Genomic DNA, 25,914 nt, shown 5'->3' on the forward strand with positions numbered 1-25,914 from the left:
AACTATTCTACGATTTTATATACTTCATTAATATGTTTTTTATATCCTGAATGGTTTTTTGGGGGGATTTTTCAAAAGCTTCCTTTTGATTCAAGGCGTATTCTTTCATAGAATCGCTTTTTTTATCATATAGTGAATATATGTATGGTTTTTTATAATATTCTTGAAAGGCATGTATCCATTCTTCATCACTATGTAATTCTAAAAGCTCTTGAACGACCTCTTCTGAATAATCATTGACTTTTTTCACAACTTCTTTTGTGACATCTTGCGGGTGTAATTGAAAGGCTTTTTCACGACTCATAATATAGGCATTCATGCTGTTACCATCTTTATCAAAGAAATTATAATTCCCCGGATTTTGATAAAACTTTTCTAATACCTGTTGCATATGTACATTCGAGGCAGGCTGTTCCTGAGAATGTCCATATGTAGCATATCGCCAAAACAGAAATAAGCCAATTGCCACAATTACAGCACTCATCCCCAATCCTATTTTCTTCATTTCATCACCTTCAAGCTATTTTGTTAATATATATTATTAGTATACCATAAATATAGGTGTCTTTTACAAATACACATAAGGAAAAGGCTCCGTAACGAGCCTTTATTCATAAACTTTTATCTCATTTTTTGGTGACACGATGTTATAAACATGCACAACATCGCCGTTTTCATTTAGAAAATTCAAGCTAATTGTTACATATGAACTTTTAGCATCACTTTTTGTATGCAAATACGTAAGAACGGCTGTTTCTGTGATCTTCTCTTTTATCTTAACTGTCGTATTTTCTTCAAATAATTGTACGCTGTATACCTCTTCCCCTGTATACGAAACGGTGTCTTCCCCATCTTTTACACTAATTGTGAAACGATATTCATCTTTAAAGATCCTATATTCATTCCATGCTTCAATCATCTCTGGTATTTTTATTACCAACTTTGCCTGTAATTCATCCTTTTTCAAGACGGCATCTGTCATTTTGATATCTTCTATGGCAGCAATTGGATGCAGCGTAACTTGATGATTATTCACAAAACTTTTATCAATGCAGATGGTATCTTCCTTTCCTTGGCTCTTGCTTACTTTATTATCCGTAGGCTGCTTAGTTTGACAGCCTACCAGCATTGTAAGAGCTAATGCTCCAATGCCTAATGATTTCATAAATTTTGTCATATGTTTAACTTCCTCTCCATTTGATGATGTTATTATATGGAATACTTCCATCATAATTTTTTCATCATCTTTTTTCTATTTCCATGCTCTATATTCTATTGAACGTATTTTATCATACAACGTATATTGTGCAAGATAGTTGGCAACAAAAGGCTTGTTTCTGACATGGATTGGTCTTTCAGTCACTTACTGCTAAAAAGAATCTGTCATAAATGTTGTCATATAGTTATTAAATTCATGTTCCACTGTTTTTTGTTTTTTTCTCGATAATGGCAGCCATCTTCCATCTTTTAATACAATGCGACCGGTATCTATATATTTGATATAGCGCATATTTACATACTGTCCTTTCATATTAGAGCAAAAATCATCATTAGGATACTTCTCAAAAAAAGTTTTAAAAGAACCTCTTACGCGATATGCTTCATGATGACAATTGATGATAAGATAATGCCCCTCTGATAGTAAACTATCAATATCATTTAGACGAAGTACGGTTTGCTTCCCTTCAAATGTAATTGGCACAAGAATCGTTTGCTTTCTTATCTTATCCATAACATTTTGTATCGCCAATGGAAACTCTTCATCAAAATAATTTTTTGATACATAAGCTGACGCTTGATACTCATACCCTTTTCGAGCAAATTCTTCATGCGTTGTCAAAAAAATGATATTTACATCCTGGTGTCTTAATTTTAATTGCTTGGCAATTTCAAAACCTGTACTATGCTTTAATTCCACATCTAGTATATACAGATTAAATTTTTCATCTGGTAAACTATCATCATCACATACAAACACCTTTAATTTACTAAAGTTATGAAGAATATATGTTTTCACCTGTTGTGCATAATCAAGATCATCTTCGCAAATACACACATTTATATCTTGCATTAGCATCACCCACTTTATTTGTAATTATATCACATATGCTTACTGATACTTTATTTAGGGATAGATATCATAGAAATAAAATAGTAATCATCTGTTTCTTGTTTGAAGATCCCATGATACCTCTTAACACATTCCTCAACATTCTTTAAGCCGTATCCATGCTGTTCTTTATTTTCTTTACTTGTTTTAAATACTTCATTCGTTTTTATGATCCTTGCCGGATCGTAATGATTCTTTATTCTAATATAATAAAAATCTTTATCTTCCCGTATCTCTACTATAATTCTTTTATCTTCCACATGTTCTTGTGCCTCGATTGCGTTATCTAATAAATTACCAAATATAACTGTCAGATCATACTCACTTATAATATCTAAATCACTTTGTAAGATGAATTTCGCAGATATCCCTTTTTCTTGCATAATGGCATTTTTTGAATTTAAAATATAAATCAATGCTTCATTCTTTCCATCAATGATAGTTGTATTATTCACATTACCTAAAAGTTGTTCAATATATTCATTTGCTTCTTGGGGATCATGGTCGATTTTATTTTTTATCATCAACATATGATTTTTCAGATCATGTCTTAATTTTCTGTTTTGTTCATTTGCCTCTTCCATTTGCTTATGTAATTTTATATTGAACTCTTCTGTTTGTAATCGGCGTTCGGTTTCAAAAAGTATTTTATTTTTTTTGCCCATTGCGCGTAAATAAAAATAAAATAACATATACATCAAAACCATAAATAAGGTATAAACGTAATTAAAAATAACATATTGTAAAGGATCATTTAAATCTATGTTCCATGTGGCAAATACAGAGTATTCAAAAAAACCTGCCGCAAAAATTGCCATTATCATAAATAAAAACCATTCTTTATTATCCATATGATCATCATCCATTTTGTATTTTTTAAACAGTTTATAAGCCACCACTAAAATAATAGGCTTTAACAACTCTAATAAAATCAAGTAATCGTCATCACAAGGAAAGATAAATTGGAAAATAATATTATTGATAAAGATGTATATGGATTCAGCCAATTGCGTCATAACATAAGAAAAAATAATATAATATATCTTTTTAAAGACATTTCCCTTTAACATGATAAACATTAAACAACCCAAAATACTATATTCCAGTTCAATTGAATACACCTGATAATAGGTAAGTTCATATAAATTATAAATCATGAAAAGTATTACAAAAACAACATAAATACCACGTATTTTCTTATGTTTTAGCTCCATAGATAATTTCGGGAAAAAATACATATATAAAAAGCTGCTTAAATTTACGATGCTGATAAGAATAGTTATCAAAAAATCATATTCCATAATTCTGTCCACCTTTTGCATATAATAGCACATAATAGTACAAAATTACAGATTAAAACAATTTTAGTTTATAACTGCCACGTGATTATTGTATTTTTTTCATCTTCACATTACTTTTTGTGATAATGTGACTTATATTAAAGCTTGCCTTGTTCTTAGAAAAGTTTGTTTTTGTTACAATTGTATACTTGTCACTATACAATTTTCTTAAATTATAAGCAGTTCCTTTTACTGAACTTACTTTACTATTTTTTATATTAGCTGTTGCTTTGAAATCATATTGCACATATTTGGATGATGTATAATAGACCTTTAAATTTTTCCATATTTTATTTTTACCAGCGCGGTCGGAAAGAACCTGTTCATAATCTATAACACTACTTACATGTTTCATCATTTGTCTTGTTACCTTTTCAGGATTATTTTTAAAATCCTTATGTTTGCTTAGAATATAAGAATTTATCTCTTGTCCTTTATCATTTTGAAAACTATAAGTGGAAGGCGATTCATAAAAATCACTAAACATCTGTATCTCTTCATCATAATCACTTGTTGTGTCTTTAGCTTCAATTTTCAAGCATGTAAAAGATAATAGAATTCCTAAACATAATATAATTTTTTTCATATTTACCTCACTTATCCTTTCCCTTATCTATAACAAAATACATAAGCTTTTGCTCATTATGGAGAGTGGAATCGCGTTATTTTCAACGTAGAACAAAAAGATGTAGAAACTGCTAAAAAAGCAAATTTAGATACTGTCTTACCTTTGCCATCTTTAGGACAGATCATGGTAAAAAATCAAGATGGCTATGCCCAAATTGGAGAAGTTTCTCAATATACAAAAGAAGCCATGGACTTGTTTCACTTAGAACTATTAGATGGCAGCTATCCGCAAAAGAACAATGATATCATCATCGAGGCCGATGTGTTGAGCTATTTAGGTTATTCCTATCAGCTTCATCAATCGATACAGCTGTTGTTAAGTGATGGAAAAATGCATAAGTTTTATCTCACAGGAATCATAAAGCCCTATCGCTCGATGTGGAATGTACAAGACAGCAATTCTTTATCCGCTGCTTTTGTCAAAGCGAAAGGTAGTCTTTCTTCCTTATGGTTAAAAGATGTACGCGTAAACGAAGACTATCCTTCCATACCAGGTGTTTCTGCTATCAATACCTATGCTTATGATAATATGGTTTGGTTAAATGGCAATAGCAGTCGTTTCTTAATAGGGATGATGTTTGCGTTGTGTATGATTCTTGTATTTATGTATTTCATTATTCGAGATATTCTTATGAGTTATGAAAAAGAAGATCACATCCTAAAACAATTGGGAGCATCGCGTAAGCAAATACGATGGATTCGCTTTTGGTTTTTCATCTATCTCTTGCGTCTGCCAATTCTTTGTGCCTATTTGCTATATTATGGAGGCAGTGCCTTAGGAAGTGATCTATTAAATGATGCACTACACATTGAAGTTGTTGCTTCTTGGTACGTTGGTGGTATTTTTCTACTTGGTTTGTTGCTAACCATCCTACTCGCCAATTTATTGACGAATCGCAAACAAGAAAAAATGATAAAGAAAACACATATACATAAGCTGACGATACGCCATCCATGGAAAAAGATCACGCCATGGCGCTTGGCTTGGCGAAATCTTACTACATTATCGCATCACACTGTTATTATCATAGTATTGCATGTAATCGTCTTAAGTACCTTCCTCCTATGCATACAAACACAAGCAAATGCCTATATGCAATGGCAAGACTATCAAAAGCGACGAGGAATTGGCGATTATCGTGCTTCTTTCAACGTAAATCCAGAATCAAAAAAGATACGTGAACTTGATATAACAGGACTTAAGAGCATCCCCCATGTAACAAGTGTACGCGCCTTTCACATACGCAGTGATATAAAAATAAGCTATGCCAATATGCAACAAGAAACTTGTTTAAAAGATTATCAAACATATTATCACTATACAAATGTTATTCCTGACACTCATAATACCTATGCCACCCTCATTGCTATCAATGAGGATACAACCGTGATACCCATCATGCGAAAATATCTAAACTTTGATGAAAAAGCCTTTTTAAACGGTGATTTAGCGATTATAAATACGGAAGCTTTTATCTTTAAAAAAAATACTGGCAGTGAAAATGGATATTCAACAACGGATTACTTACTGGCAGATGGTACCAGAGAACAGGCAAAACAGGATGGTGGTAACTATCATGAAATTCAATATATCCATAAAGGTACGATGTTAACATTGACAGGAAAACATACCATGAAGATGAAAGTATTACCTATGAAAAATAAGTTTTCTGATATGGTGGATGCGCTTGGCGAAGATAGTGGAATTCCATTTACCATCTTTCTTAGTGAAAAGGGGTATGCTAACATCATGGGGGAACATCTTGGTTATCAATCACTTGTCGCTGAAACAGATAAAAAAGCCGATTATCATCATACCGATCAACAAGTCATGAACATTCTTAGTCGTTATGGTGATTTGCACATCACTAACTCTCGTTTAGAGGAAGAAATCCATCAACAAAAATTCTTACAAACGGTTCTGCTTTATGGTGTTATAGAAGTGTTCATCTGTTTTCTATGGCTGTTATTACTGTCAAATCAATATCGTTTGCATCAGACTTATTTGGATGTAGAACACAAACTTTTACGCATACTAGGTGTAAGTAAATTCTATCTCTTATGCACTGCCTTTTTAGAAGCTATTGTACAAGCTATTATTTCTTTGATTATCACCGCTTGCCTGTATTGGCTGTATGAGAAAATTTATCACCCATTAACAACATTAGGTGCCCCTAGCAGTCCTTATTATTTACCGGCCTCTTTGATATGGCACCACCATGTTCCATTGCTATGCATCCTGCTCATTAGCTTTTTAAGTTTATCCATCTTATTAAAAGGGAAAGTAGGACAAGAAAAAGGAAGGGATTCTAATGAAATTGCTTGAAGTAAAACATGTTCATAAATGCTATGCGAATACAAGAAGAGTGAGTGAAGTTTTACATGATTTAAGTTTTGCTGCTGAAGAAGGAAGCTTTACTGCCATCATGGGGAAAAGTGGTTCTGGTAAAAGCACTTTGTTAAACTGTATCGCTTCTTTGCTTCCTATTGACAGTGGCTCCATCTTAGTAAAAGGACAGGATATCACCGCTTTTTCCCGCAAACAGCGAGAAGTGTATCGTCGTGAGGATATCGGCATCGTCTTTCAGGATTTTGCGTTATTACCTTTTCATTGTGTCTTGGAAAATATTTTATTACCACTGCATTTAGCAAAGAAAGCAGTAGATCAAGCGCATGTGGAAATGCTTTTACAAGCATTGGACATTGCCCAGTTAACCACAGCATTGCCCCAAGAACTATCCGGTGGTGAACAACAACGTGTCGCGATTGCCAGAGCCTTCGTGCATCAGCCAAAGCTCTTGTTGATGGATGAACCAACCGGAAATTTAGATAGTGAAAACACACATATCCTTATGGAAATGTTAAAAGAACTGCATGAAAAGCAGAAAACAACCATTCTGTTAGTCACTCATGATCGTGATGTAGCCGCTTATGCAGAACGCACATTGCTTTTACAGGATGGTAAGTTTATTGAAAAGTGCGATAATCACTAAGATGCAGAAAGAGCGCTACCATAAGGAAGGCTAAAATAAAAGACATCCGTATAGATTTTATTATCGTATCTATTCTTGATGTCTTTTTTGTTTAAATTGTATATGATGATAAAAGAAGGCAAAAGACTTTGCTTTTTGCAAACTGCCTATAGAGTAAATTAAATTTTAGTAGCTTACTTAAAATTAAAATATATAAAGCATATGGATTGGTTTTGTAACTCTTTGTGATACAGCAAATTGTGGGTTAATCATCCTCATCATAATTGATAAAGCTTGCTGTTTTTGCATCCGCATAAGATTTAAACTTCTTAAGTAATGGATGCTGTTTCACACTGTTTAAATCCTGTGAAATCATCGCTGCTAATACTTGAACAAATGGCAGATAGACAAGTGGTGTTAGATCACTCTCTACCATATCCGATAAGGTTAGTATATGATCATCATCTAAATTAGCGGCATTGCTTAACATAAAGGTATGCTCACTCACACTGCGTGTTGCTTGATAAATCTGTTGCACACGATTGCTTGCCGCATCATTGCCATCGATTAATAAAACCGTATAGGATGGTGTCAATTGCAGGTTAGGTCCATGAATATATTCTTCCATTTCCAAAGGCAGTGCCGGAATATGAATAGTTTCTCCACTTTTCAAAGCACCTTCCAGAGCAATGCCATAACCAGCTCCTGCTCCACATACATAAATGCTATGCATAGAACTGAAATCTTTATAATGTTGTTTTACAAATGTTTGTGCCTTATCGATCATCTCTTCATTTAATTTTATAGCCTTTTTTACTTCTTCTAGCTTTTCACTGCGCTTTGTATAAGCAATGGCAAACAGCATCAGATACAATGTCAGTGTTGTAACTCCTTTGGTGACATAGCCGACCAATTCTTCCCCAACACCATAATCGAACACAAGATCTGCATGGTCTTTGATATCATGTTCCACATTGCCGGTTAAGGCAACCCCGGTATATCCTAACGCTCTTATTTTATCTAATGCCGCAATCGCGTTGGTTGAATAGCCACTTTGAGATACTACGATAACCACATCATCATCCGCAATCGCATGTTCATACCAAGTGAATGTATAAGGGGTAGTGATTTTTACTTCCATTTGTAAGGTATGCATCAAAAAGCTGCGAGCACAATGACAAGCATTGTAACTGGAACCACTGGCTACCAGCCATAAACGACGCATCTTTTTTTCTTTGGCATAGTTTACCAGGGGCGCACACAAGGTAGCATAGTCTTCTATATTCTTCATCGCCTGTGCCGGTGTTTCTTTGATGTAATCCATCATTGTCATTTTTTCCATAATCTATCCTTGGGATGTTAATCTCTTACAAGAGGTATTGTTTGATCCCTTTTCCTTTCTTATTTACTAGGGGAAAAGGTGGATTGCTCCACCTTCTTTTTAATAATTCAGTTTACGGTAATAACGGCGGATTTCCATTGGATGACAAGTTTCTTCTTCCATGTGTGCATCAATGCGATTATTGACTGCATGCATAACCAGATGAGAAATATGTGAACGGAATTTAGGAGAAATACCCTTTAATTCGTAGTCCTTGGTATCAATTACCGTATAGTTCTTACAGATACGTGGAATGAAGTTGACAACTCTTTCAGATAAAGAACGCTGTGCATCTTCTCCAACAAAGATCGTAACCGGTGTATCACGTGTAACGATTTCAAACATACCGTGGAAGAATTCCGGTGCTGTGATGGATTTTGTCTTGATCCATAGCTGTTCTTCCCAATAGCACATAGCATAAGAATACGTAGCTCCCCACTGATTGCCGGCACCGACGAAGTAATGCAATTCATCGTTCCAATGTTTCTTCGCAAATTCTTTTCCAAAGTCATCCGCTTTCTTTTCTACTTCTACCAACGCAACAGCTAAATATTTTTCAAATTCTTCATACATGCGTTCATAATCTGCAAATTCGCCATTGTTAAACATGAAGCGATCCGCAACCATGAAGAATTTCAGTTGTTCATTTGCTGAGTAAGCAATTTCATAATCGACCATTTTTGCTAATTCTGTAGTATCGATATCAATAAAGCCTAAGACTTTCGCACCGGCATCCTGTGCTTTTTTTACTGCCTGTACTACTTCAATCGTACTTCCGGTTACACTGGATGTGATGACGATGGTTCCCTTTCCAATACGTTTATTTCCTGTTGTTAGATATTCTGCGGCATTTTCTGCCCATGTTTCAATCGCAGACATCTCTTTCATATGCACAGTTGCCTGCATACTGCTTGCCCATGTTCCACCAATGCCTAACCAGCAAATATTCGTATAACCTTCTTTACAAATCCCATCTACGATCTCATTGATCTTTCCACGCAGAGCCAAAGCTCCATTTACACTATCAATCTGTGCTTGTTCATTAAATTTTAACATTTCCATTTCCTCTCCTTATTTTTTAACCTAAGAATCCAAAGAATGCGCCTGCCAGACCTAAGACAGCCATTAACAGCAGAATCGTCGTTGTTTTAAAGTTTTTACGTAACAGGAAGAATACCACGAAGGTAAATGCCAATGGCAATAAGCCCGGCATGATACCATTACAAATATCCCCGATTGTTGTTGCTTCATCACCGCTACCAATCGCAATCGGTATATTGATAGATACGTTTTCCGCCGTCATACCACCAATAACCATCAGACCCAAAACAGCAGCGCCATAAGTTAAGCTTTCCATCAGACCGCTTTTTTCAATCTTCGTTAAGAATTCAGCTCCCAGTTTATAACCGGCATTCATTAAGAAGAAACGTAAGCCCTGTGCCGGAATATTAAATACCAGCAGGAATAGGATTGGTCCTAAGATATTGCCTTGACGTGCTAAGGAAATACCAATACCGGTTGCAATGATACGTAAAGTTCCCCATATAAAGCTGTCACCAATACCGGCTAATGGTCCCATTAAGGCAATCTTAATATTATTGATACTGGAAGTATCGAAGTTTTCTTCTGTAGCATTTTGTTCTTCCATCGCTGTAGAAATACCTAACAGCAAGGTTGATAAATGTGGTGTTGTGTTAAAGAATTCCAGATGACGTTTCAGCGCTTCTGCACGTTCTTCATCTGTTTTATATAATTTGTTAATGATTGGAATCAACGCATAACAATAAGGCAGATTCGCCTGTCGCTCATAATTCCATGACCATTCCATAGACAAGGAACGAAGGGCTACTTTATTTAGATCTTTTTTTGTAATCATACTATTTTCTTTTACCGTATTAGAAGTCATCATCTTCATCTCCTTCACTCACACCGGCTGTTTCCACCGCATGCTTATTCTGATTTTTAATTTGGACAAGGACAATTGCCACGATAGCACCAAAGATGGCAATACCGGTTACCGGAATCTTCAAATATGTGCTTAACGCAAAGCCCAAGAAGAAGAAACAAGCAACATTCTTGTTCATGATCATCTGCATCAATAAGCCAAAACCAATTGCAGGTAACAGACCCATTGTCAGTTCTAAGCCTTTTTGTACCCATGCTGGAATCATATCCAGAATGCCCTGAATGACAGGACTACCTAAATAGAAGCTGACACCGACGATCACACCGATGATCAAATTGACACCAAAGAATCCACCTAACAGATGCATTCTTTCAACACCCTTATAATTACCAACAGCGGCATATTTATCTGCTTTATGCACAAACATCGGTAAAATGAAGACCATGCTTAAATTCTTAAAAATCAAAACCAGACTGGCAATTGGAAGACCTAATGCCAAGGCTGCCTCAGCACCGGTTCCGGTAGTGATGGCAAATGCCGTACCTAATACGGTTCCACTGATCATTTCCGGTGGAATGGATGCACCTACAGAGAATGCGCCCATAAAGGCAAGCTCCAATGTAGCTCCCAGAGTTACTCCCATTGAAATATCCCCTAATACGATGCCTGTCAATGTTCCCATCACCAACGGTCTGGATAACAAACAGGTACCAAATAAATATTCTGCATTACCAAGCATTGCGACCAATGCAAGTAAGATTGCTTGTAGCATTGTGTAAAACCCTCCTCTTTCTCAAATAGTTTCATGATTATGTTTCTTTATGCGGTTCGCTTTAACCTTCGATAGATTTGTGTTTCTTATGCGATTTTATAATACATTTTCCGCATGCACTTTCGCATCATTAGGAACCATGCGAATTTCCACTTCGATTCCTTTGTCTACTAATTCTTTCAGTAAGGTTGTTTCTTCTTCTGTCACATTGATTGCCTTACTGATATTTCTTGTGTTCTCTTTTGCTTTCGTGCCACCTAAATTCACAGACTTGATGACATTTGTTTCTGTTGCGAAACGATAAGCATCTTGAATTGATTCCACAACGATAAACAGTTTGTATTTATCTGTAACACCACTATTCACCGCTGCAATGCCATCTTCCACACTTTTCATAACCAGCTTAACACCTTGTGGTTTGGCCATCTTAATGGTTGTCTTACGTAATTCATCCTTCATGACATCATCATTCGCAATCAGGATACAGTCAGCGCCTAATGCACTCGTCCAGGAAAATGCCACCTGTCCATGTAATAGTCGGTGGTCAACGCGTAAACATTTAATCATCTTACTTCACCTCTTTCTAAAATTCATCATCTTCCTCAGCTTTTAAATCATCCGCTGCCAGGAAGGTAATGCCGTCTTGGGCATTCTTTACGATACTGTCTTTGACCTGCGCATCAATCACTTGCGGACAGGATAACAGAATATCCATGGCCAAATTCATATTCATTCCGCTGAATACCTTCACATTGTGATGCACACACAGCTGCGATAAGGCTGTATGAACGCTGCCGCCTTTGATATCGCAGAGAATGACAAATTCCATCTGTGGATTTGTTGCAATGCGCTCTTTCAGCTTGTTCATAAAGTCATTTGGATTTTCTCCCGGAAACAGACAGTAGGTTTCTACATCCTGCGTCAGCTCTTCGCCGATAATCATACGCAGGGAGTTTAATAATCCTTCCGCCAGCTTTCCATGGGATGCGAGAATCACTTGTCGCATACTCATCAGCTCCCTTCACTTACTAACTAGCAAAAAGCGTGCCAACTTGGAATTTTCCATGTTAAACACGCTTTTTTCGCTTTTTTTCTTAATTATTCTTCACGTAGTCGAAGATATAGCCAATCTCTTCCACCGGTATTTCGACGCTATAGTAATTTTCAACGACGCTAAACGCTTTTTTCACCGATTTGATAAACGCTATTTCTTTTTCCGCAAAATCTTCTACATTCGTATACGTTTCAATGCTCTTTCTGGTAACCAGACGTTCAATCAAGCAACAGACATGCACATACAAGCCTACACAAGTATTATTCGTCAAGCGAACCTGCAAATCATTTTGCAGCTTATCAATGGCATCGGCGACATGTTCTAATAGCTTGCTAGGATTTAAGATCGTCAGATTGTTCATGATATTACTTAACGAGAAGTTCTTTAAGATATTTTGTTGGAAGGTCTTCATTTCACTGTCACTGATGTAATCCTTAAAATAATCGTGCAGCTCATCCAAGGTATCGTTGATAATTAAATCCTCGATTGGTATAAAGCGGATGTCAGGTATATTAGGATTCAGTGTTCCAACAATGCAGATGACTTCGTAATTTTCAAAGAAGGCATCGTGCAGCTGTTTTTCCAATAAGGTATTGTAATCATACGTATAGACATGAATCGGTAAGTCGCATGGTAAGGAATCCACCAGAATCTTTTTCAGCTTTTCGGCAGTTCCCATACCGCTGGCACAGGAACAGAGAATGACCTTTTCGCGATTCTTATGTTCCACGATATGATAATTGGCACTACTGTAATCAACGGCAGTTTCAAAGATTTCTTTCATCGGCGTATTGGAGATAATACCCTGCCCGATTTCCAGTGCTAAACGTGTCGTGACATTGTTCATGATGCCAATGCTGGCATTGGATACTTCTAATCCTTTATAGATTTCTTCCAAAGAACCCATATCAACCAGTAAAAATAATTCTTCATATTGCGGAATTTTTGCCAAATAGCGATTTAGCTGTTCAATGATCTGTGTGGAACTAAGCTGTAACGGCATATCCATAGCATCAAACACATAACGCCCTAACAGTTTATTCGCTGCATCGGCCATACTGCTGGCTGTACTGAAACCATGGGCAATAATGATACCGATACGTTTATTCAAATCTGTAATACGATTTAATTTCTTTAGATTTAATGCCAGCACAGAAGTAAACATCGCATCAAATTCCATATCCAAATTTACGGTAAGATTTTCTACGATTTCCTGCGCAATCGCATATTCTCGATGCCATTCGCTCTTTATATAGGAAAGCAATTGTTTGACGTGTTTTTTTTCTTGCTCCAGCCAATTGTTCATTTCTAACAGGTTGCGGCTGTAATCATCAATATAGGAAGCGATGGCAATTACATCATTATTCACAAATTTAAAACCATAACGTGAACTCAGCATATCAAAGATATTGGAAACGATACCTTGCAGATATTCATTCTTACGAATGGTCTTTTTCTTTTGAAAGACGATGGTTTCCTGATACTCATCAATGCTTTGACATGCCGTTTTTAAGAATAAATCACTGTTTTCTCTTGCATCATAAGCTTTCAACAGTTCTTCATTGCATTTTAGAATGGCGCGCTCATGCGATACGAATTTTGCCAGTTCATGTACAGAGATGAGCTTTTGTTCCGTCATGGATGGCACATTCATCTTCGGCTCTTTCAAGGTTTCCGGCAGATTATATGCCCGTATTTCTAAGCGATCCTTGTTGGGATCTGCATGAAATAACGCGTTGACACAGCTTGCTTGAATCGCATTTTTTAATTCTCCGATATTGGCATTGAAAGTTGTTGATAATAAGGTTTGATAGACAAGGGTAGAAAGATAGATAGATTTATGGATACGCGTTTCTTCTGCCGCAAAGATGGAGTGAATGAGCTGTAGACGCTCATGCGTGCCACGCTCTTCTAAGGAAGGAATCGTGATAATCATCGGAATACGGCGCAGCAAGGTTTTTAATAATACCTCTTCTGGTTTTTCCGTTGTCGCAAAGATTAAACGTAAAGAAGACTGATACCACTTTTCATTATCTCCCACCATGTGATAAATGCCCTTATCCATAAATAAGAAGAGCTTTTCCTGACATTCCGGTGGCAGGCAATGCACCTCATCCAAGAAGAGCACACCGCCTTCTGCCAGTTTGATAAGACCGGGATTATCCTTATCCGCACCGGTAAATGCGCCTTTTTTATGACCAAATAGATTCGCCGTTAACAACTCCGGATTATTGGCATATTCGCTACAGTTAACGATGAGAAATTTTTTATCCGCTTCGATCAATTGATGATTTAAGGCATATTCATACATTAACTGTGCCATGAAGCTTTTTCCGGTACCGGTAGGTCCATACAGCAATAAAGGCAGTCCATTTGGCGGATATGATATGGTAGCCTTACATTGATTTACCACATTGGCTAAGCTTTCCTGCGCTCCAATCAGCTTTTCAAAATCTTTCGCTTCCTGTGGCTGCAAGGCTTTTACAAATTCCTTCTTCGATGTGAATTCCTTTTCCTTCAGATGGATAGAAAATAACTTCTCTAATGTCTGCACATCATAAAACAACACCGGACGGGTATTTATTTTAACAAGTTTCCCTTCATTCCATAGCTGGTTTAAATATTGGGATACCATATTACGGCTTAAATGCAACGCTTCACTAATCGCAACTGCATTGCCTGTTTCTGCTAATTCTCTTGTGGTTGCCATAAGGACCTGTTGTCTTACCTTTTCTAACATTACCATCAACCCCTTTTCCATTATTAAGTGTACGAAATTCTCATAGAAAAAGTCAATCAGAAGAATTTGCTTTTTTACGAAAGTTGGCACGCTTTTTGCTAGATATAGATAAGAGGAACTTAGAGGTGATCGTATGAAACAAAATTTAGCAATTCAACAAACGCTTCAACAAAAATATTTATTAACGCAGAAAAATCAGAATGCCTTAGAAGTATTAAAAATGAATCATGAAGAAATCACAAAGCTAGTGTTACAATTTGCGCAACGCAATCCGATGTTTGCCTGTCGCTTTCATCAGGAGAAGGGCTATGAAATGATGGATACCGTACATGCGCCTATCAGCTTAAAGGAAGAGTTGTACTATCAGCTGCACACCTGCAAGACTTCCATACGTGAAGATATTGCCGCCTATCTTATTGAATCCTTAGATGAAAATGGTTATATCAACATCAACGAGGAAGAAGTTGCACACGCTTTTCAAGTAACACTTCAGGAAGTACAGGATGTATTTACGATTCTTCGTACCTTTGAACCAAGTGGAGTCTTTGCCAAAGATGCCGCTGACTCCTTATATTTGCAATGTTTGCATATGGGAAACACCAAAGGGGCATATCTGCTCAAACATCATGCCGATGCCATCTTATCTCATGATCTTTCTTCTATTGCCAAGCAAATGAACTTAACGATCGAAGAGATCAAGGATATTTTACATTCCATCCGCAAATGTCATCCATATCCTTGTGCTCCATACCAAACCCAAACAACAATCAATATAACCCCGGAAGTGGATATCATCGTTGAAGATGAGGAAATTCGCATTGAACCGATTTCCGTCTTTACCCCTTCCCTGCATCAGGAATATGTCAGTGTGATGGAAGAGCATCCACAATTAAAACAATACTTTCAAGAGGCAAGTATTTTTGTCGATATGCTGCATCGCCGCAATGCCTCCTTGCTCATGATCATCAATGAGCTTGTCACCCTTCAAAAAGGCTATTTTCTGTATCATGATGAGCTGCGTCCCTGTACCTTAAAGGATATCGCCCAAAAATTAGGAATGCATGAATCAACTGTTTCCAGAGCCTTGCATCAGAAATATTATCGCTTTGAAGGTGAATGTTATGCTTTTAAACAATTGTTTTCAGCGATGACTTGTCAAGGGGATAGTGCCGATGGAATACGAAAGGCCATCCTTTCTATCATTCGACAGGAAGATAAACACAAACCGTTTTCGGATCAACAATTGGTGATAAAATTATCTGCCATGGATCTTAAGGTTTCACGCAGAACCGTAGCGAAGTATCGAGAACAGTTGCATATCCCCGGTAGTTCACAACGCAAGCTTCGCTAAATCTGTTTTCACAAGATAGCTCAATGACACATTTACAAAAAGGGATGCATAAAAGCAGAAAAACGTGCAAGACTTTCATTAGGTGATGTGGAATGCTGACATGGAAGGATATGGAAACGTTGTATGAACGCTTAGAAGCGGATGATTGTATCGGTGTGTATATTGAAATTAAACAATATGCGCAACACTATTTAAAAGATCGGCAAGAATGCCAAAAGGCCGTAGAAATACTGGACCAAATGCTGTCTGTCATGGATCCATGTATTTGCGTAAGTGAATGGATGCATGGTTCTTTATTCACGTTGTGGAAAACCATATCCTGGACATATATTCATGATATGATCCAGCAACTAGATGATGCTTTTCCACATGTTGCTTTTGCCTTTGGCATTTGTTATCCCAAAGCACAGGAAGAACTATCTACCTTATTTTATAAGTGCCAGCTTGCCGCTATCAAAAGCAAGGATCATGCAAAATATACGACATCTTATGAGCTTTATGATCAATTGCTAGAAAACCGCTTATTACAAGCGGTTTCGACACAGGAAATGGTAGAAAAGGCAATGGCAAAAGGGAATCTGCGTGTTTTTATACAACCAAAAGTTGATCTGGCTACCCAAACCATATGTGGGGGTGAGGCTTTATTGCGTTTATACCATGAAAACCAATGGCTTCCACTATCTGAATGGATGAAAGAAATTCAAAGAAACAGCTTTATTCGCCAGACGGATGTATATGTTTTACATCAGCTTTTTCATATGTTTGCCTTATGTCAGAAACAACAATTCCCCTTACTGCCAATCAGTGTGAATGTCTCTGAAGCAACACTAGAAAATGCACAGGAATATCTCATGGAAGTAAAAAAACTTACAAAAGCTTCTGCACTTTCCAGTAAGCTCTTAGAATTTGAAATCAGTGAAGATATTTTATCAAAAGATAATCAAGCCTTATCCGACTTCTTAACTGTCTTGCACCAGGAAGGATATCCGATTGCCATGGATGACTTTGGCAGTGGCAGTGCTTCCTTAACGATGCTTCCTCATCTTCCCTTTACAAGTATCAAACTTGATCGTTCCTTTTTTCCCCAACCTGCCAATGAAAAAAATAACCTGATGTTACAATCAAGTATACGTATGTTAAAACAATGTGGTTATGGCATTGTTGCGGAAGGTGTCGAAGATGAATGCTATCTGCCTCTATTAAAAGAGGCGCATTGTGATCAGATCCAAGGGCATTATTATTATCAAGCAATGCCAATGTCAGAATACTTGCAGCTATTACGATCATGGGTGTAAAAAAAGAAAATCATCGAGTGTGATTTTCTTTTTTTATTGTTTTAGGCTATTTCGGCAATCTTATCCATGATGAGTTTCCAAGCCAATGCCGTATCTTTTTCAAATGTTTTGGGATCTGCTTGAAAGTTTACGGGCATTGCTTTTTTATAAGGTGTAAAACCTAATCGCAAATACATGGCAATTGCCACATAACTGTTTGTTTGCGTAGTTAAATACAGAGGTTCTGTTACCTGCATAGAGGCATACAACCGAATCGTTTCAATCATTAATGCCTTAGCTATCCCTTTTCTTTGATGATGCTCATCTACACCTACCCAATGCACACGCATTCGTGTATGACCAAAATGCTCGCCTTCCCATACAGAGCTTGTACCGGCAAGCCTTCCGTTTTCATCAACGACCAGCAGCATTTGTTTCTTCACTTTTTCCGGCTGCGATAAAAATGTTTCCTTAAAATATTGCATTCCCTGTGCAAAATTCGCTAACTGACCTAATGCCACATGCAAGCGCACCCAATCTTGACTATAACGCGCATCAAAAGGTATGACTCGATATCCTTCTGCCAAATGGTATTCCATCTTTTCCGGTAGTTCTGTTAGTTCCATTAATACCGGATAATAAGGTATCGTTTTATCTAACGTTGTCATCTGCATCTCCTCCTTATCTAGTTCATATGTATTCTTTACAATAGCATGTTACCTAAAATATAAGGAAAGACCCGAACATAGATTCGAGTCTTATTGTAATTCTATCGTATAGGAATAACGATCTCCTGGATAATAGGAAACCGTATATTCTAACACACGTCCATCATGATCATAAGATACACGCTTACGCACCAGTAAGGCCTCGCCTTTTTTCATTTCTAGCTTTTCGGCAATTTCCTTCGTCGCTGTTACGGCATAAAAGCTTTCCTTACTACGTGATGGCTTGTTTATGTGAAGTTCATCCAGCAATGCATACATACTGCCCTGATAGCGGGTATCATCTAAAGGCAGATTGCGGTCTTTAGAAAAATAGCTGATGAAGTAAACCATTGGTGCCCCATCTCCAGTACGTACACGGGACAGACGATATACTTGTTCCTGCAAAGGACAATGAAATACCTCTGCCACTTCTTTATCTGCTACGGTCATTTCAATATGCACATAGCTAGTGCCAGGCGTAATTCCTCTTTCCAGCATTTCATTCGTAAAGCTTTTGATACCAATCAGTTCTTCTTCAATCTTATTCTGGAATATGACTCTTGTGCCCTTTCCCCTGGCACGTTCTACCAATCCTTCCGTTTCCAATTGGGCAATCGCCTGTCTTGCCGTGATGCGTGATACACCAAAGCGTTTTTGCAGCTGCGCCTCACTTGGAATGGCATCTCCTGGGGCATATTCATTGGATAAGATTTTATCCTTAATAATTTTTTTAATTTGAATATACAGAGGAATTGCACCTTTGTTAAAATCGAGTTGCTCCATGAACTCACCTCCGTGAATCCATTATAGCATGTCTTATTTTATTTTAGGAAAATTTTCTTACGTAAGCTTTCAGAACACCGATTTTCTTACCTTGAGATTCTCCATATGGACGAATCGTATATTCCCCGACACTTGCTGGAATGATGAAGGTTTCCGCATAATGAACAACAAATGGCGCAAAAGCATTCGTTGGACTTTCAATGACTGCTTCTCTTCCTTCTACCAGATTTAGCATATGCACCCCATCATCGGTAGTGTGATGCGTTACATCATCCATCCAATAACGTCTGGTTTCGATAAATTCCAATTCATGAAGACCGGTATGTTCTTCCACATAATGTTCACCACGTGATACTTCATAAATCGCATTTACTAAATTCTTTTCTACCCATGGTGTCGTACGGTCCCACTGAATGACTTCTTTTCCATGTTCGATATGCACCGGACGTGGACGGCCATCTAAACCTAAACGATCCCAATCCCATAATTTAAAGGTAAAAATATATGGTGTAGCACTGATTTCCAAAACCATTGCATTACTTCCGGAACAATGGCAAGTACCTGCCGGGATTAAGAAATGGTCATGCTTCTTTGCCGGAAATTTATTAATATATTTTTCTGCATCAAAGGACATTTCGCCCTGATTCGCTTTACGCAAATCTTGAATCATTTCATCCTTTTGAATACCTTCTTTTAACCCAAGATATACGACAGCATCATCTTCTGCATCTAAAATATAATAGCTTTCATCCTGTGTGTAAGTCATACCGAATTGTTTTTTAATATATTCCGTCAGTGGATGTACCTGAAGACTTAAATTCTGTCCGCCCATGGTGTCTAAGAAGTCAAAACGAATTGGAAATTCTGCCCCAAAACGTGCGAATACCTGTGCACCCAATAATGGTTTTGGCTGGTATAATACCAAATCCATAGCTGGGATTTCTACCGTAATGTCATGAAATCCTAAATATAAAGAGTTCTCTTCCGGTACGCCATCAAAGCTCCAGGCGAAATTTTGTTTGGAACGATCAAGGTCACAAACCTCTTTCATCCACTGGCCTCCCCATACACCTGGATCAAAATATGGGACTGTACGGAATGGCTGTTTTGCGATCTGTTGTAATGCACTGCGGAAGGCATCGCCACTGATCATCTTTGGCTCCATCTTTTTATTTGTATCGCATACATAGTCCATTCGTTCAAATAAAGATGCTTTATGCTTATCCGCAATACGCCATTCAATAAAGAAGCCACGTTTATTTTTACGCAATGGATCTTCATCATAATTGCTGCATTTATAATTGCCCATGCCTGCGCGATAACGCATTTGAATTTCCCAGCGAGCCATATCGAAATAAACCAGAGTATCCCCTGGATGTACCAAAGCAGCTCCAAAACCATAAAGCAAAACCAAACCATCACATGCCATAACCTGTTGCTTTGCCTCTTCCAGTTTCGTCAAATCAATAAAATCAATGACATCTCCATAATACATCTTACCAAAGACACGATCATCCGTTATATGATATTTCAATTGTTCACTGATGGTTTTTTCTTCTTTAAAAAGATCTATCATATTAATTACTAATGCTGGATGCAGTTTCATTAATTCCGGCAGAATTTCATCATCAAATACCCCCGGATACACATCAGCAACCAGTACATGACGTCCTGTATTGCAGTGTTTTTTCAATTCATCCAAAATAGGCGCATAACCAGCCCATGCGCTGTCATCATATCCCTCTATATACGTTGTCGGGAATTTGTTGTAATTGCTTTTCATTCTTCTTCTCCTCTCACAAATACCAGTTTTCCTTTTTCCTTCATTACGCGATAGCCGAATGGCATCGCATCTACCGCTGCATAATCATGTCCGGCATCACAACCCCAGCAGGCAGCCACTTTCATATCCTCATCCCCTGTATTGATCAGACGATGTGCAAGATGACCGTCAATGTGATGCAGGCTTCCCTCAGACACTTCTTCTGCCCAAGTATTTCCTTCTTCATCCATCAACATTAACAATCCTTTTCCACTGACACCGAAATAAAATTCCGCACAATCACGATCTTCATGCCAGTGTCCGCGTGTCATATTGCATTCTCCTGCTACACAAAGTGGATGTAACACGGTCAGTCCCCAGTTTAAATTGCCTCGCTTGGCATCACCTTTTGTGTAGGAATATACATCATACATCACTGTGTTTTCATCCAGATCACCTTCTTTGGCAAAGAAGGATTTGGCATCCTTATACCGTTTCGTGCTAACCGCAACATCACTTCCTTCCATTACAGAATGTATATCGAATGTTACCGGTGCTTTTACTACCTTCATACAAGTTCCTCCCATTCCTTTTTCTTTATTTCAGGATGTGCGACAAATAAGAATTTATCCGGATTCTCCTGAAACTGCGTGTAAATCGGTTTTCCTTTTTCAATACCAAATTGTGGATATTCTTTGGCCTCACAAATGGTAAGGTTTCCTTGGCTGTAGCTAGGATTCATTTCCCAGGTAATATTACCCGCTTCATCCGCCAGTGGGAAAAAAGCAATACCATTGTGTTCACGCACTTCCTGATATGCAAAGCCATAATCTCTGACACACCATGCCCCAAAGCTCATGTTCTCATGGATATTCGCATTCACCGTCGCATGCACCCAACCCGGTGGCACGATGACAACATCACCCGCTTTGGCATGTACGGCATAACAATTTCCGGCATCATCACCGCCATACTGCTGCATATAAATATACGCCTCACCGCTCCATATTTCATAAACCTCACAGGTGGATGCATTACAAGAAGGGGATATCGCATGAATATGTCCTTGTGAGCGGACAGGTTCCTTCCCGATCCTTCCTTTCGCATACGCAACTGCACCATATAAAAGATTGCGCTGTACAATCGCTTCGCGATCCTTTTCCATACCGACATCCATAGCTATACTGTATAAAACATCCGGTCCATCCGCATCTGCATCCGCCAATGAAGAACGAATATCATTAAGATGTCGCTTTTCACAAATCGGTCCAAATGCGCCATCGCCATAGGAAAACGTTAGTGTTTCTTCCTCCATATGGATGGCAAATCCAGGGTCAAATTCCATATCTTTCCTCCTAATTGTTATAACATTATATCTTGCTTGATTTTATTCTAGTAAACCACTGAATAAATGTCAATAAAAGTGCTGAAATTTCCGAAATTCGTTATACCAATTCCATGGAATTGACCTATCTTTTCGATCTTTTTTCATAGGAAATCCATAAAAAAGCTATGGTATGCGCATAAAGCGAAAAGCTCTTCCATCCTGCAAATAGAAGAGCTTCTGAATTACCCCTGTTGAATAAGACGCATTTTGAAGGTATTACGTTCTCCATGATAATATGCCGTGGAATATTCCACACACCGATCATCCGCCGTATATGCCTTTGTTTTAACATACAAGATTACTGCCGGCTGTTCCATATGCAACAATGACTGGATCTCTTCATCTGCCAAACGTGCTTCTACCACACGATCAACATAAGCTATTTTACATTGATACCTTTCCTCCATAATCTGATAAAGGGAAGATGCTTCAAAATCATGTTGGGCAATGTCCGGAAATACTGTACTTGGCACATACGTTTCCACGACGACCATTTCCTTTTCATCAGCATACCGCAGCCGTTTTAAATACAGTGATGTTTCACTCTCCCATAATGATTGGCAACCTTCCGGTGTAGGAAGTGTTTCTTTTTGTAACACCTTTGTGCTTGGCACTAAACCTAAGCTTTTCATCTCTTCGTCATAACTGCTTAATTTCATAAAGAAATTGCCTTCTACTTTCGGTACCGAGACAAACGTGCCTTTTGCTTTTTGTCTGGTGATATACCCTTCATGTATTAACTCCGCAAATGCCTGACGAATCGTTGGTCTTGATATATCTAAGAGTTCACAAAACTCTGCCTCTGTCGGTAATTTATCACCAGGTTTATAATAGCCGTTTTCAAACAATTCCAAGATTGCCGATTTCAACTGATAATATAATGGAACAGGAGAATTTTTCGCAATGCGAAAATGCTGCCGTAGGTTTTTATCGATCATATACATGCCTCATTTCTCTTTTTATTATAAAGGATTTTTTTCTATTTGACAATGAAAATATCTTAATGTTATAATGTAATTACATTAAAGGAGGACATCGTTATGGACACAACAAAATTAACCGCTAAAACACTTGCAAGTGTATTTGATCACACCTTTTTAAAGGCTTATGCAACACATGAGGATTTTGATAAACTCTGCCGTGAAGCGAAAGAAATCGGAGCCGCGATGGTTGCCATCAACGCTTCACCGGTAACCTATTGTAAAGAACAACTCAAGGACAGTGATGTGCATGTGGGAGCAGCCATCGCCTTTCCTTTAGGGCAGACAACACTGGAGACAAAGATTTTAGAAACGCAGAAAGCAATTGCGGATGGTGCTGATGAAATTGATTATGTCATCAACATCGGAGAAGCAAAGATGCATCATTGGGATTATCTTGAAAGGGAAATGCGTGAAATCACACAGGTATGTCATAAGCATGGGATCTTATGTAAAGTTATATTTGAAAACTGCTATTTAGAAAAAGAAGAAATTCGCAAGCTTGCGGAAATAGCTAAAAAAGTGAAACCGGATTATATCAAAACAAGTACCGGCTTCGGTACTGGCGGAGCTAGTGTAGAAGATGTAAAACTGATGAAAGAAACCGTAGGCGATGCAGTGAAAGTAAAAGCAGCCGGAGGCATTCGCGATTGGGCAACATGCAAAGCAATGCTGGAAGCAGGTGCAGAACGTATCGGTACGAGCAGTTCATTAAAAATCTTAGATGAATTTAAAAAAAAAAGAGGATAACCACATGAAAAGAATCATTATTACCGGTGGCAATGGCTTTATTGCCTCTTTAGTTAAAGAATCCTTAAAAAACACAATGGATGTGGTGGCTATGACGCGAAAAGATGCAGATTTTGCTGATCCGGATGCAGTCAGAGCCTGGTTTGAAAAGCAGGAATTTGATTACGTATTCCATACCGCAGCAATGGCACAGACAGCGGATTGTGAGAACTATCCTGAACTCACCTATCGGGTGAATGTGGAAAGTACAAAAGTTATTGCCGATATCTGTAAAGAACGACATGCTCGCTTGCTTTTTATCAGTACGGAACAATGCTTTAACGCTAAGACTTGTGCAGGTCCATTTAAAGAAGAAGACAGCTTGTGCTCTATCACTAAATATGGACAGCATAAAGTGGAATGTGAAAACTATATCACTTCCCATCTGGAAGATTATCTGATTCTTCGTTTCTCTTGGATGTTAGGCATGAATCGCCCCGGCATTAAGGCAAGTCCTAACATCATACGCAACGTCATGCATGCTCTGTTCTATCAACAGCCGACAAAATTTACCGTAAATGAAATCCGTGGTATGACCTATGCCCAGAAGCTGGCAGATCAATTCACAAACATCATGGAGCTGGCATCCGGTATTTATCATATCTCGGATACCAATACCCACAACACCTATGAGTCCGCAAAAATAGTAGCTCGTAAATTAGGCTTCGATGAAGAAACCATCGATCGCTATATTTTGCCTGATCATGAACGCTATAAAGAACGTTTCCGTGACTATCGCCTTGATCATCAAAAGATAGAAGAGGCCGGCATCCATTTTGGTACCTTTGAAGAAAATGTAGATGCTTGTTTAAAAGATTTCGGCTGGTTGAAATAGCTAAATAGACAGATTTATTAAACAATCTGTCTTTTTTATATATCGTTGTAAACGGATACAAGTGATGACGAATATCACTTCGCATTTTTACATATCAATGCTATAATAAGGAAGATAATGAAAACACCCAGGATGATTTATCATCTTACAGAATGGAGGATACTATGAAATTAGCATTTCTGGTACATACAAGCCGTGATTATGAAGAAGTAATTGAAATGATCAATCAATTGACGAAGCAAGGTGATCATGTCTTCATCATGATCAATGATAACGATTTAAGAGACAAAGTAGCCTTTGTATATACAGATTATTTACGTGTACACGTATCACGCACGCAAGAATATGCCCAAGAAGGAGATCTCTCTTTAGCAAGAGGAACCATCATTCAAATGAAAGAAGCAATCGAAAAAGATGATTTCGATTATTTCATTAATTTAACAGATGGCATGATGCCCTTAAAGAGTCGCAGCGAAATTGTTGCATTTCTAAGCGAACATGAAGGAAAAGATTTTTATTATGATGCCACAGCCGATTATGATCAAGTGGCCCTAAATAAAAAAAGTAAGAAATATTATCCGTTTACCAATGCTTTAGATTTTCCTAGAAATAACTTTCTGCGTTCCCTATCAAAAGCTAGCGGTTCTTTCTTTTCCATGCTTGGCATACGCCGTAAGAGTGAAGAAGTATATCGCATCGGCAGTCCTTGGTTCATCTTATCGAAAGCGAGTGCGAAAATCTTAGCTGCGCATTTTGATTATGTATCTGAATCTTACAAGCTTTCTTGGTATGCGGAGGAACAATACATTCCGATGATGATGCAGAAGTATGTATATGTCAATGGTCGAAAAGATGATCATATCAATCAAGATTTGCGTGTTGTCGGTCCAAATGGGACTTGGGTAGAAAGTAGTGATGCCAAACCATTAGCGGAAGAAACGTTAAAAGCGCATCCGGAATGCTTATTTGGTGGCAAGATCACGGCAGAAGATACCTTATATTTATATCATGAATATTTTGATATTTATAATCGTGATTATGAAAAAGTTGCGCAAAAGGAAAAACGTGATGTGGATCCAAATGCTTTGATTGATGCTCTGACAAAATCATCTGTTGAATAACACCACAAAAGAGCCCTGCAGGA

Annotated in this window: 25 protein-coding genes; 7 read left to right on the forward strand and 18 right to left on the reverse strand. The window is 37.8% G+C overall.

Features of this window, described 5'->3' with window-relative positions; all coding sequences use genetic code 11:
• Window positions 1-7: 7 nt before the first annotated feature.
• From KJS44_RS12685 to KJS44_RS12705, 5 genes are all read right to left on the reverse strand, one after another.
• Window positions 8-505, reverse strand: coding sequence for a hypothetical protein (locus KJS44_RS12685; protein WP_017144763.1), 498 nt, complete (start codon window positions 503-505; stop codon window positions 8-10).
• Between the two features lie 102 nt (window positions 506-607).
• Complete coding sequence (locus KJS44_RS12690) at window positions 608-1,177, reverse strand: hypothetical protein (protein ID WP_008690752.1); 570 nt, start codon at window positions 1,175-1,177, stop codon at window positions 608-610.
• Between the two features lie 192 nt (window positions 1,178-1,369).
• The gene (locus KJS44_RS12695; protein WP_008690751.1) at window positions 1,370-2,071 is read right to left on the reverse strand and encodes a LytR/AlgR family response regulator transcription factor; all 702 of its coding nucleotides are present in this window, start codon (window positions 2,069-2,071) and stop codon (window positions 1,370-1,372) included.
• Window positions 2,072-2,121: 50 nt separating this feature from the next.
• Window positions 2,122-3,411, reverse strand: coding sequence for a sensor histidine kinase (locus KJS44_RS12700; protein WP_008690750.1), 1,290 nt, complete (start codon window positions 3,409-3,411; stop codon window positions 2,122-2,124).
• An 85-nt stretch (window positions 3,412-3,496) separates the two neighbouring features.
• Window positions 3,497-4,036: a hypothetical protein gene (locus KJS44_RS12705; protein ID WP_008690749.1), complete on the reverse strand. Its 540-nt coding sequence runs from the start codon at window positions 4,034-4,036 to the stop codon at window positions 3,497-3,499.
• Window positions 4,037-4,201: 165 nt separating this feature from the next.
• Here KJS44_RS12705 and KJS44_RS12710 point away from each other — a divergent pair, with 165 nt between their 5' ends.
• On the forward strand, window positions 4,202-6,403 hold the full coding sequence (locus KJS44_RS12710; RefSeq protein ID WP_008690748.1) for an ABC transporter permease: 2,202 nt from the start codon (window positions 4,202-4,204) through the stop codon (window positions 6,401-6,403).
• Window positions 6,390-7,070 carry an ABC transporter ATP-binding protein gene (locus tag KJS44_RS12715; RefSeq protein WP_008690747.1) on the forward strand — a complete coding sequence of 227 codons (681 nt, stop codon included), beginning with the start codon at window positions 6,390-6,392 and terminating at the stop codon, window positions 7,068-7,070. Before KJS44_RS12710 ends, KJS44_RS12715 begins: the two co-directional genes overlap by 14 nt.
• A gap of 244 nt (window positions 7,071-7,314) precedes the next feature.
• On the opposite strand, the gene KJS44_RS12720 is transcribed toward KJS44_RS12715, so the two are convergent.
• The 7 genes from KJS44_RS12720 to KJS44_RS12750 form a co-directional block, all read right to left on the reverse strand.
• Window positions 7,315-8,391, reverse strand: coding sequence for an SIS domain-containing protein (locus tag KJS44_RS12720; RefSeq protein WP_008690746.1), 1,077 nt, complete (start codon window positions 8,389-8,391; stop codon window positions 7,315-7,317).
• Window positions 8,392-8,490: 99 nt separating this feature from the next.
• The gene (locus KJS44_RS12725; protein WP_008690744.1) at window positions 8,491-9,492 is read right to left on the reverse strand and encodes an SIS domain-containing protein; all 1,002 of its coding nucleotides are present in this window, start codon (window positions 9,490-9,492) and stop codon (window positions 8,491-8,493) included.
• A 16-nt stretch (window positions 9,493-9,508) separates the two neighbouring features.
• Entirely contained in the window at window positions 9,509-10,339 is an 831-nt protein-coding gene (locus KJS44_RS12730) for a PTS system mannose/fructose/sorbose family transporter subunit IID (RefSeq protein WP_008690743.1), read from the reverse strand.
• A complete protein-coding gene (locus tag KJS44_RS12735; RefSeq protein WP_008690739.1) occupies window positions 10,326-11,108 on the reverse strand; it encodes a PTS mannose/fructose/sorbose/N-acetylgalactosamine transporter subunit IIC in 783 nt (260 codons plus the stop codon). The genes KJS44_RS12730 and KJS44_RS12735 overlap by 14 nt, the downstream gene beginning before the upstream one ends.
• Before the next feature lie 96 nt (window positions 11,109-11,204).
• On the reverse strand, window positions 11,205-11,675 hold the full coding sequence (locus tag KJS44_RS12740) for a PTS sugar transporter subunit IIB (RefSeq protein ID WP_008690738.1): 471 nt from the start codon (window positions 11,673-11,675) through the stop codon (window positions 11,205-11,207).
• A 16-nt stretch (window positions 11,676-11,691) separates the two neighbouring features.
• Window positions 11,692-12,114: a PTS sugar transporter subunit IIA gene (locus KJS44_RS12745; protein WP_008690736.1), complete on the reverse strand. Its 423-nt coding sequence runs from the start codon at window positions 12,112-12,114 to the stop codon at window positions 11,692-11,694.
• Window positions 12,115-12,202: 88 nt separating this feature from the next.
• On the reverse strand, window positions 12,203-14,872 hold the full coding sequence (locus KJS44_RS12750) for a sigma 54-interacting transcriptional regulator (protein WP_318250329.1): 2,670 nt from the start codon (window positions 14,870-14,872) through the stop codon (window positions 12,203-12,205).
• A 163-nt stretch (window positions 14,873-15,035) separates the two neighbouring features.
• Between KJS44_RS12750 and rpoN the strand changes: the two genes are divergently transcribed.
• Both rpoN and KJS44_RS12760 read left to right on the forward strand, forming a co-directional pair.
• On the forward strand, window positions 15,036-16,253 hold the full coding sequence (rpoN, locus tag KJS44_RS12755) for an RNA polymerase factor sigma-54 (RefSeq protein WP_008690731.1): 1,218 nt from the start codon (window positions 15,036-15,038) through the stop codon (window positions 16,251-16,253).
• A 92-nt stretch (window positions 16,254-16,345) separates the two neighbouring features.
• Window positions 16,346-17,548, forward strand: coding sequence for an EAL domain-containing protein (locus KJS44_RS12760; RefSeq protein WP_008690729.1), 1,203 nt, complete (start codon window positions 16,346-16,348; stop codon window positions 17,546-17,548).
• A gap of 41 nt (window positions 17,549-17,589) precedes the next feature.
• Here KJS44_RS12760 and KJS44_RS12765 read toward each other — a convergent pair whose 3' ends face one another.
• The 6 genes from KJS44_RS12765 to KJS44_RS12790 all read right to left on the reverse strand — a co-directional run bounded on the left by KJS44_RS12765 (window position 17,590) and on the right by KJS44_RS12790 (window position 23,104).
• Window positions 17,590-18,195, reverse strand: a complete 606-nt coding sequence (locus KJS44_RS12765) for a GNAT family N-acetyltransferase (protein ID WP_008690727.1) — start codon at window positions 18,193-18,195, stop codon at window positions 17,590-17,592.
• A 90-nt stretch (window positions 18,196-18,285) separates the two neighbouring features.
• Window positions 18,286-19,017: a GntR family transcriptional regulator gene (locus tag KJS44_RS12770; protein ID WP_008690726.1), complete on the reverse strand. Its 732-nt coding sequence runs from the start codon at window positions 19,015-19,017 to the stop codon at window positions 18,286-18,288.
• 43 nt (window positions 19,018-19,060) lie between these two features.
• Window positions 19,061-20,800, reverse strand: a complete 1,740-nt coding sequence (locus tag KJS44_RS12775; protein ID WP_008690724.1) for a class I mannose-6-phosphate isomerase — start codon at window positions 20,798-20,800, stop codon at window positions 19,061-19,063.
• Entirely contained in the window at window positions 20,797-21,351 is a 555-nt protein-coding gene (locus tag KJS44_RS12780) for a glucose-6-phosphate isomerase family protein (RefSeq protein WP_008690723.1), read from the reverse strand. Before KJS44_RS12780 ends, KJS44_RS12775 begins: the two co-directional genes overlap by 4 nt.
• Window positions 21,348-22,124 (reverse strand): glucose-6-phosphate isomerase family protein, encoded by a 777-nt coding sequence (locus KJS44_RS12785; protein WP_008690722.1) that lies wholly within the window; start codon window positions 22,122-22,124, stop codon window positions 21,348-21,350. Before KJS44_RS12785 ends, KJS44_RS12780 begins: the two co-directional genes overlap by 4 nt.
• Window positions 22,125-22,348: 224 nt before the next feature.
• Window positions 22,349-23,104 (reverse strand): GntR family transcriptional regulator, encoded by a 756-nt coding sequence (locus KJS44_RS12790; RefSeq protein WP_008690721.1) that lies wholly within the window; start codon window positions 23,102-23,104, stop codon window positions 22,349-22,351.
• A 102-nt stretch (window positions 23,105-23,206) separates the two neighbouring features.
• Between KJS44_RS12790 and deoC the strand changes: the two genes are divergently transcribed.
• The 3 genes from deoC (at window position 23,207) to KJS44_RS12805 (ending at window position 25,891) form a co-directional block, all read left to right on the forward strand.
• Window positions 23,207-23,896 (forward strand): deoxyribose-phosphate aldolase, encoded by a 690-nt coding sequence (deoC, locus tag KJS44_RS12795; RefSeq protein WP_008690720.1) that lies wholly within the window; start codon window positions 23,207-23,209, stop codon window positions 23,894-23,896.
• Window positions 23,897-23,900: 4 nt separating this feature from the next.
• Entirely contained in the window at window positions 23,901-24,770 is an 870-nt protein-coding gene (locus KJS44_RS12800; RefSeq protein WP_008690719.1) for an SDR family oxidoreductase, read from the forward strand.
• 164 nt (window positions 24,771-24,934) lie between these two features.
• Window positions 24,935-25,891 (forward strand): beta-1,6-N-acetylglucosaminyltransferase, encoded by a 957-nt coding sequence (locus tag KJS44_RS12805; RefSeq protein ID WP_008690718.1) that lies wholly within the window; start codon window positions 24,935-24,937, stop codon window positions 25,889-25,891.
• The last annotated feature ends 23 nt before the right edge of the window (window positions 25,892-25,914 follow it).

The organism is Longicatena caecimuris (assembly GCF_018406465.1).
GTDB lineage: Bacteria > Bacillota_I > Bacilli_A > Erysipelotrichales > Erysipelotrichaceae > Longicatena > Longicatena caecimuris.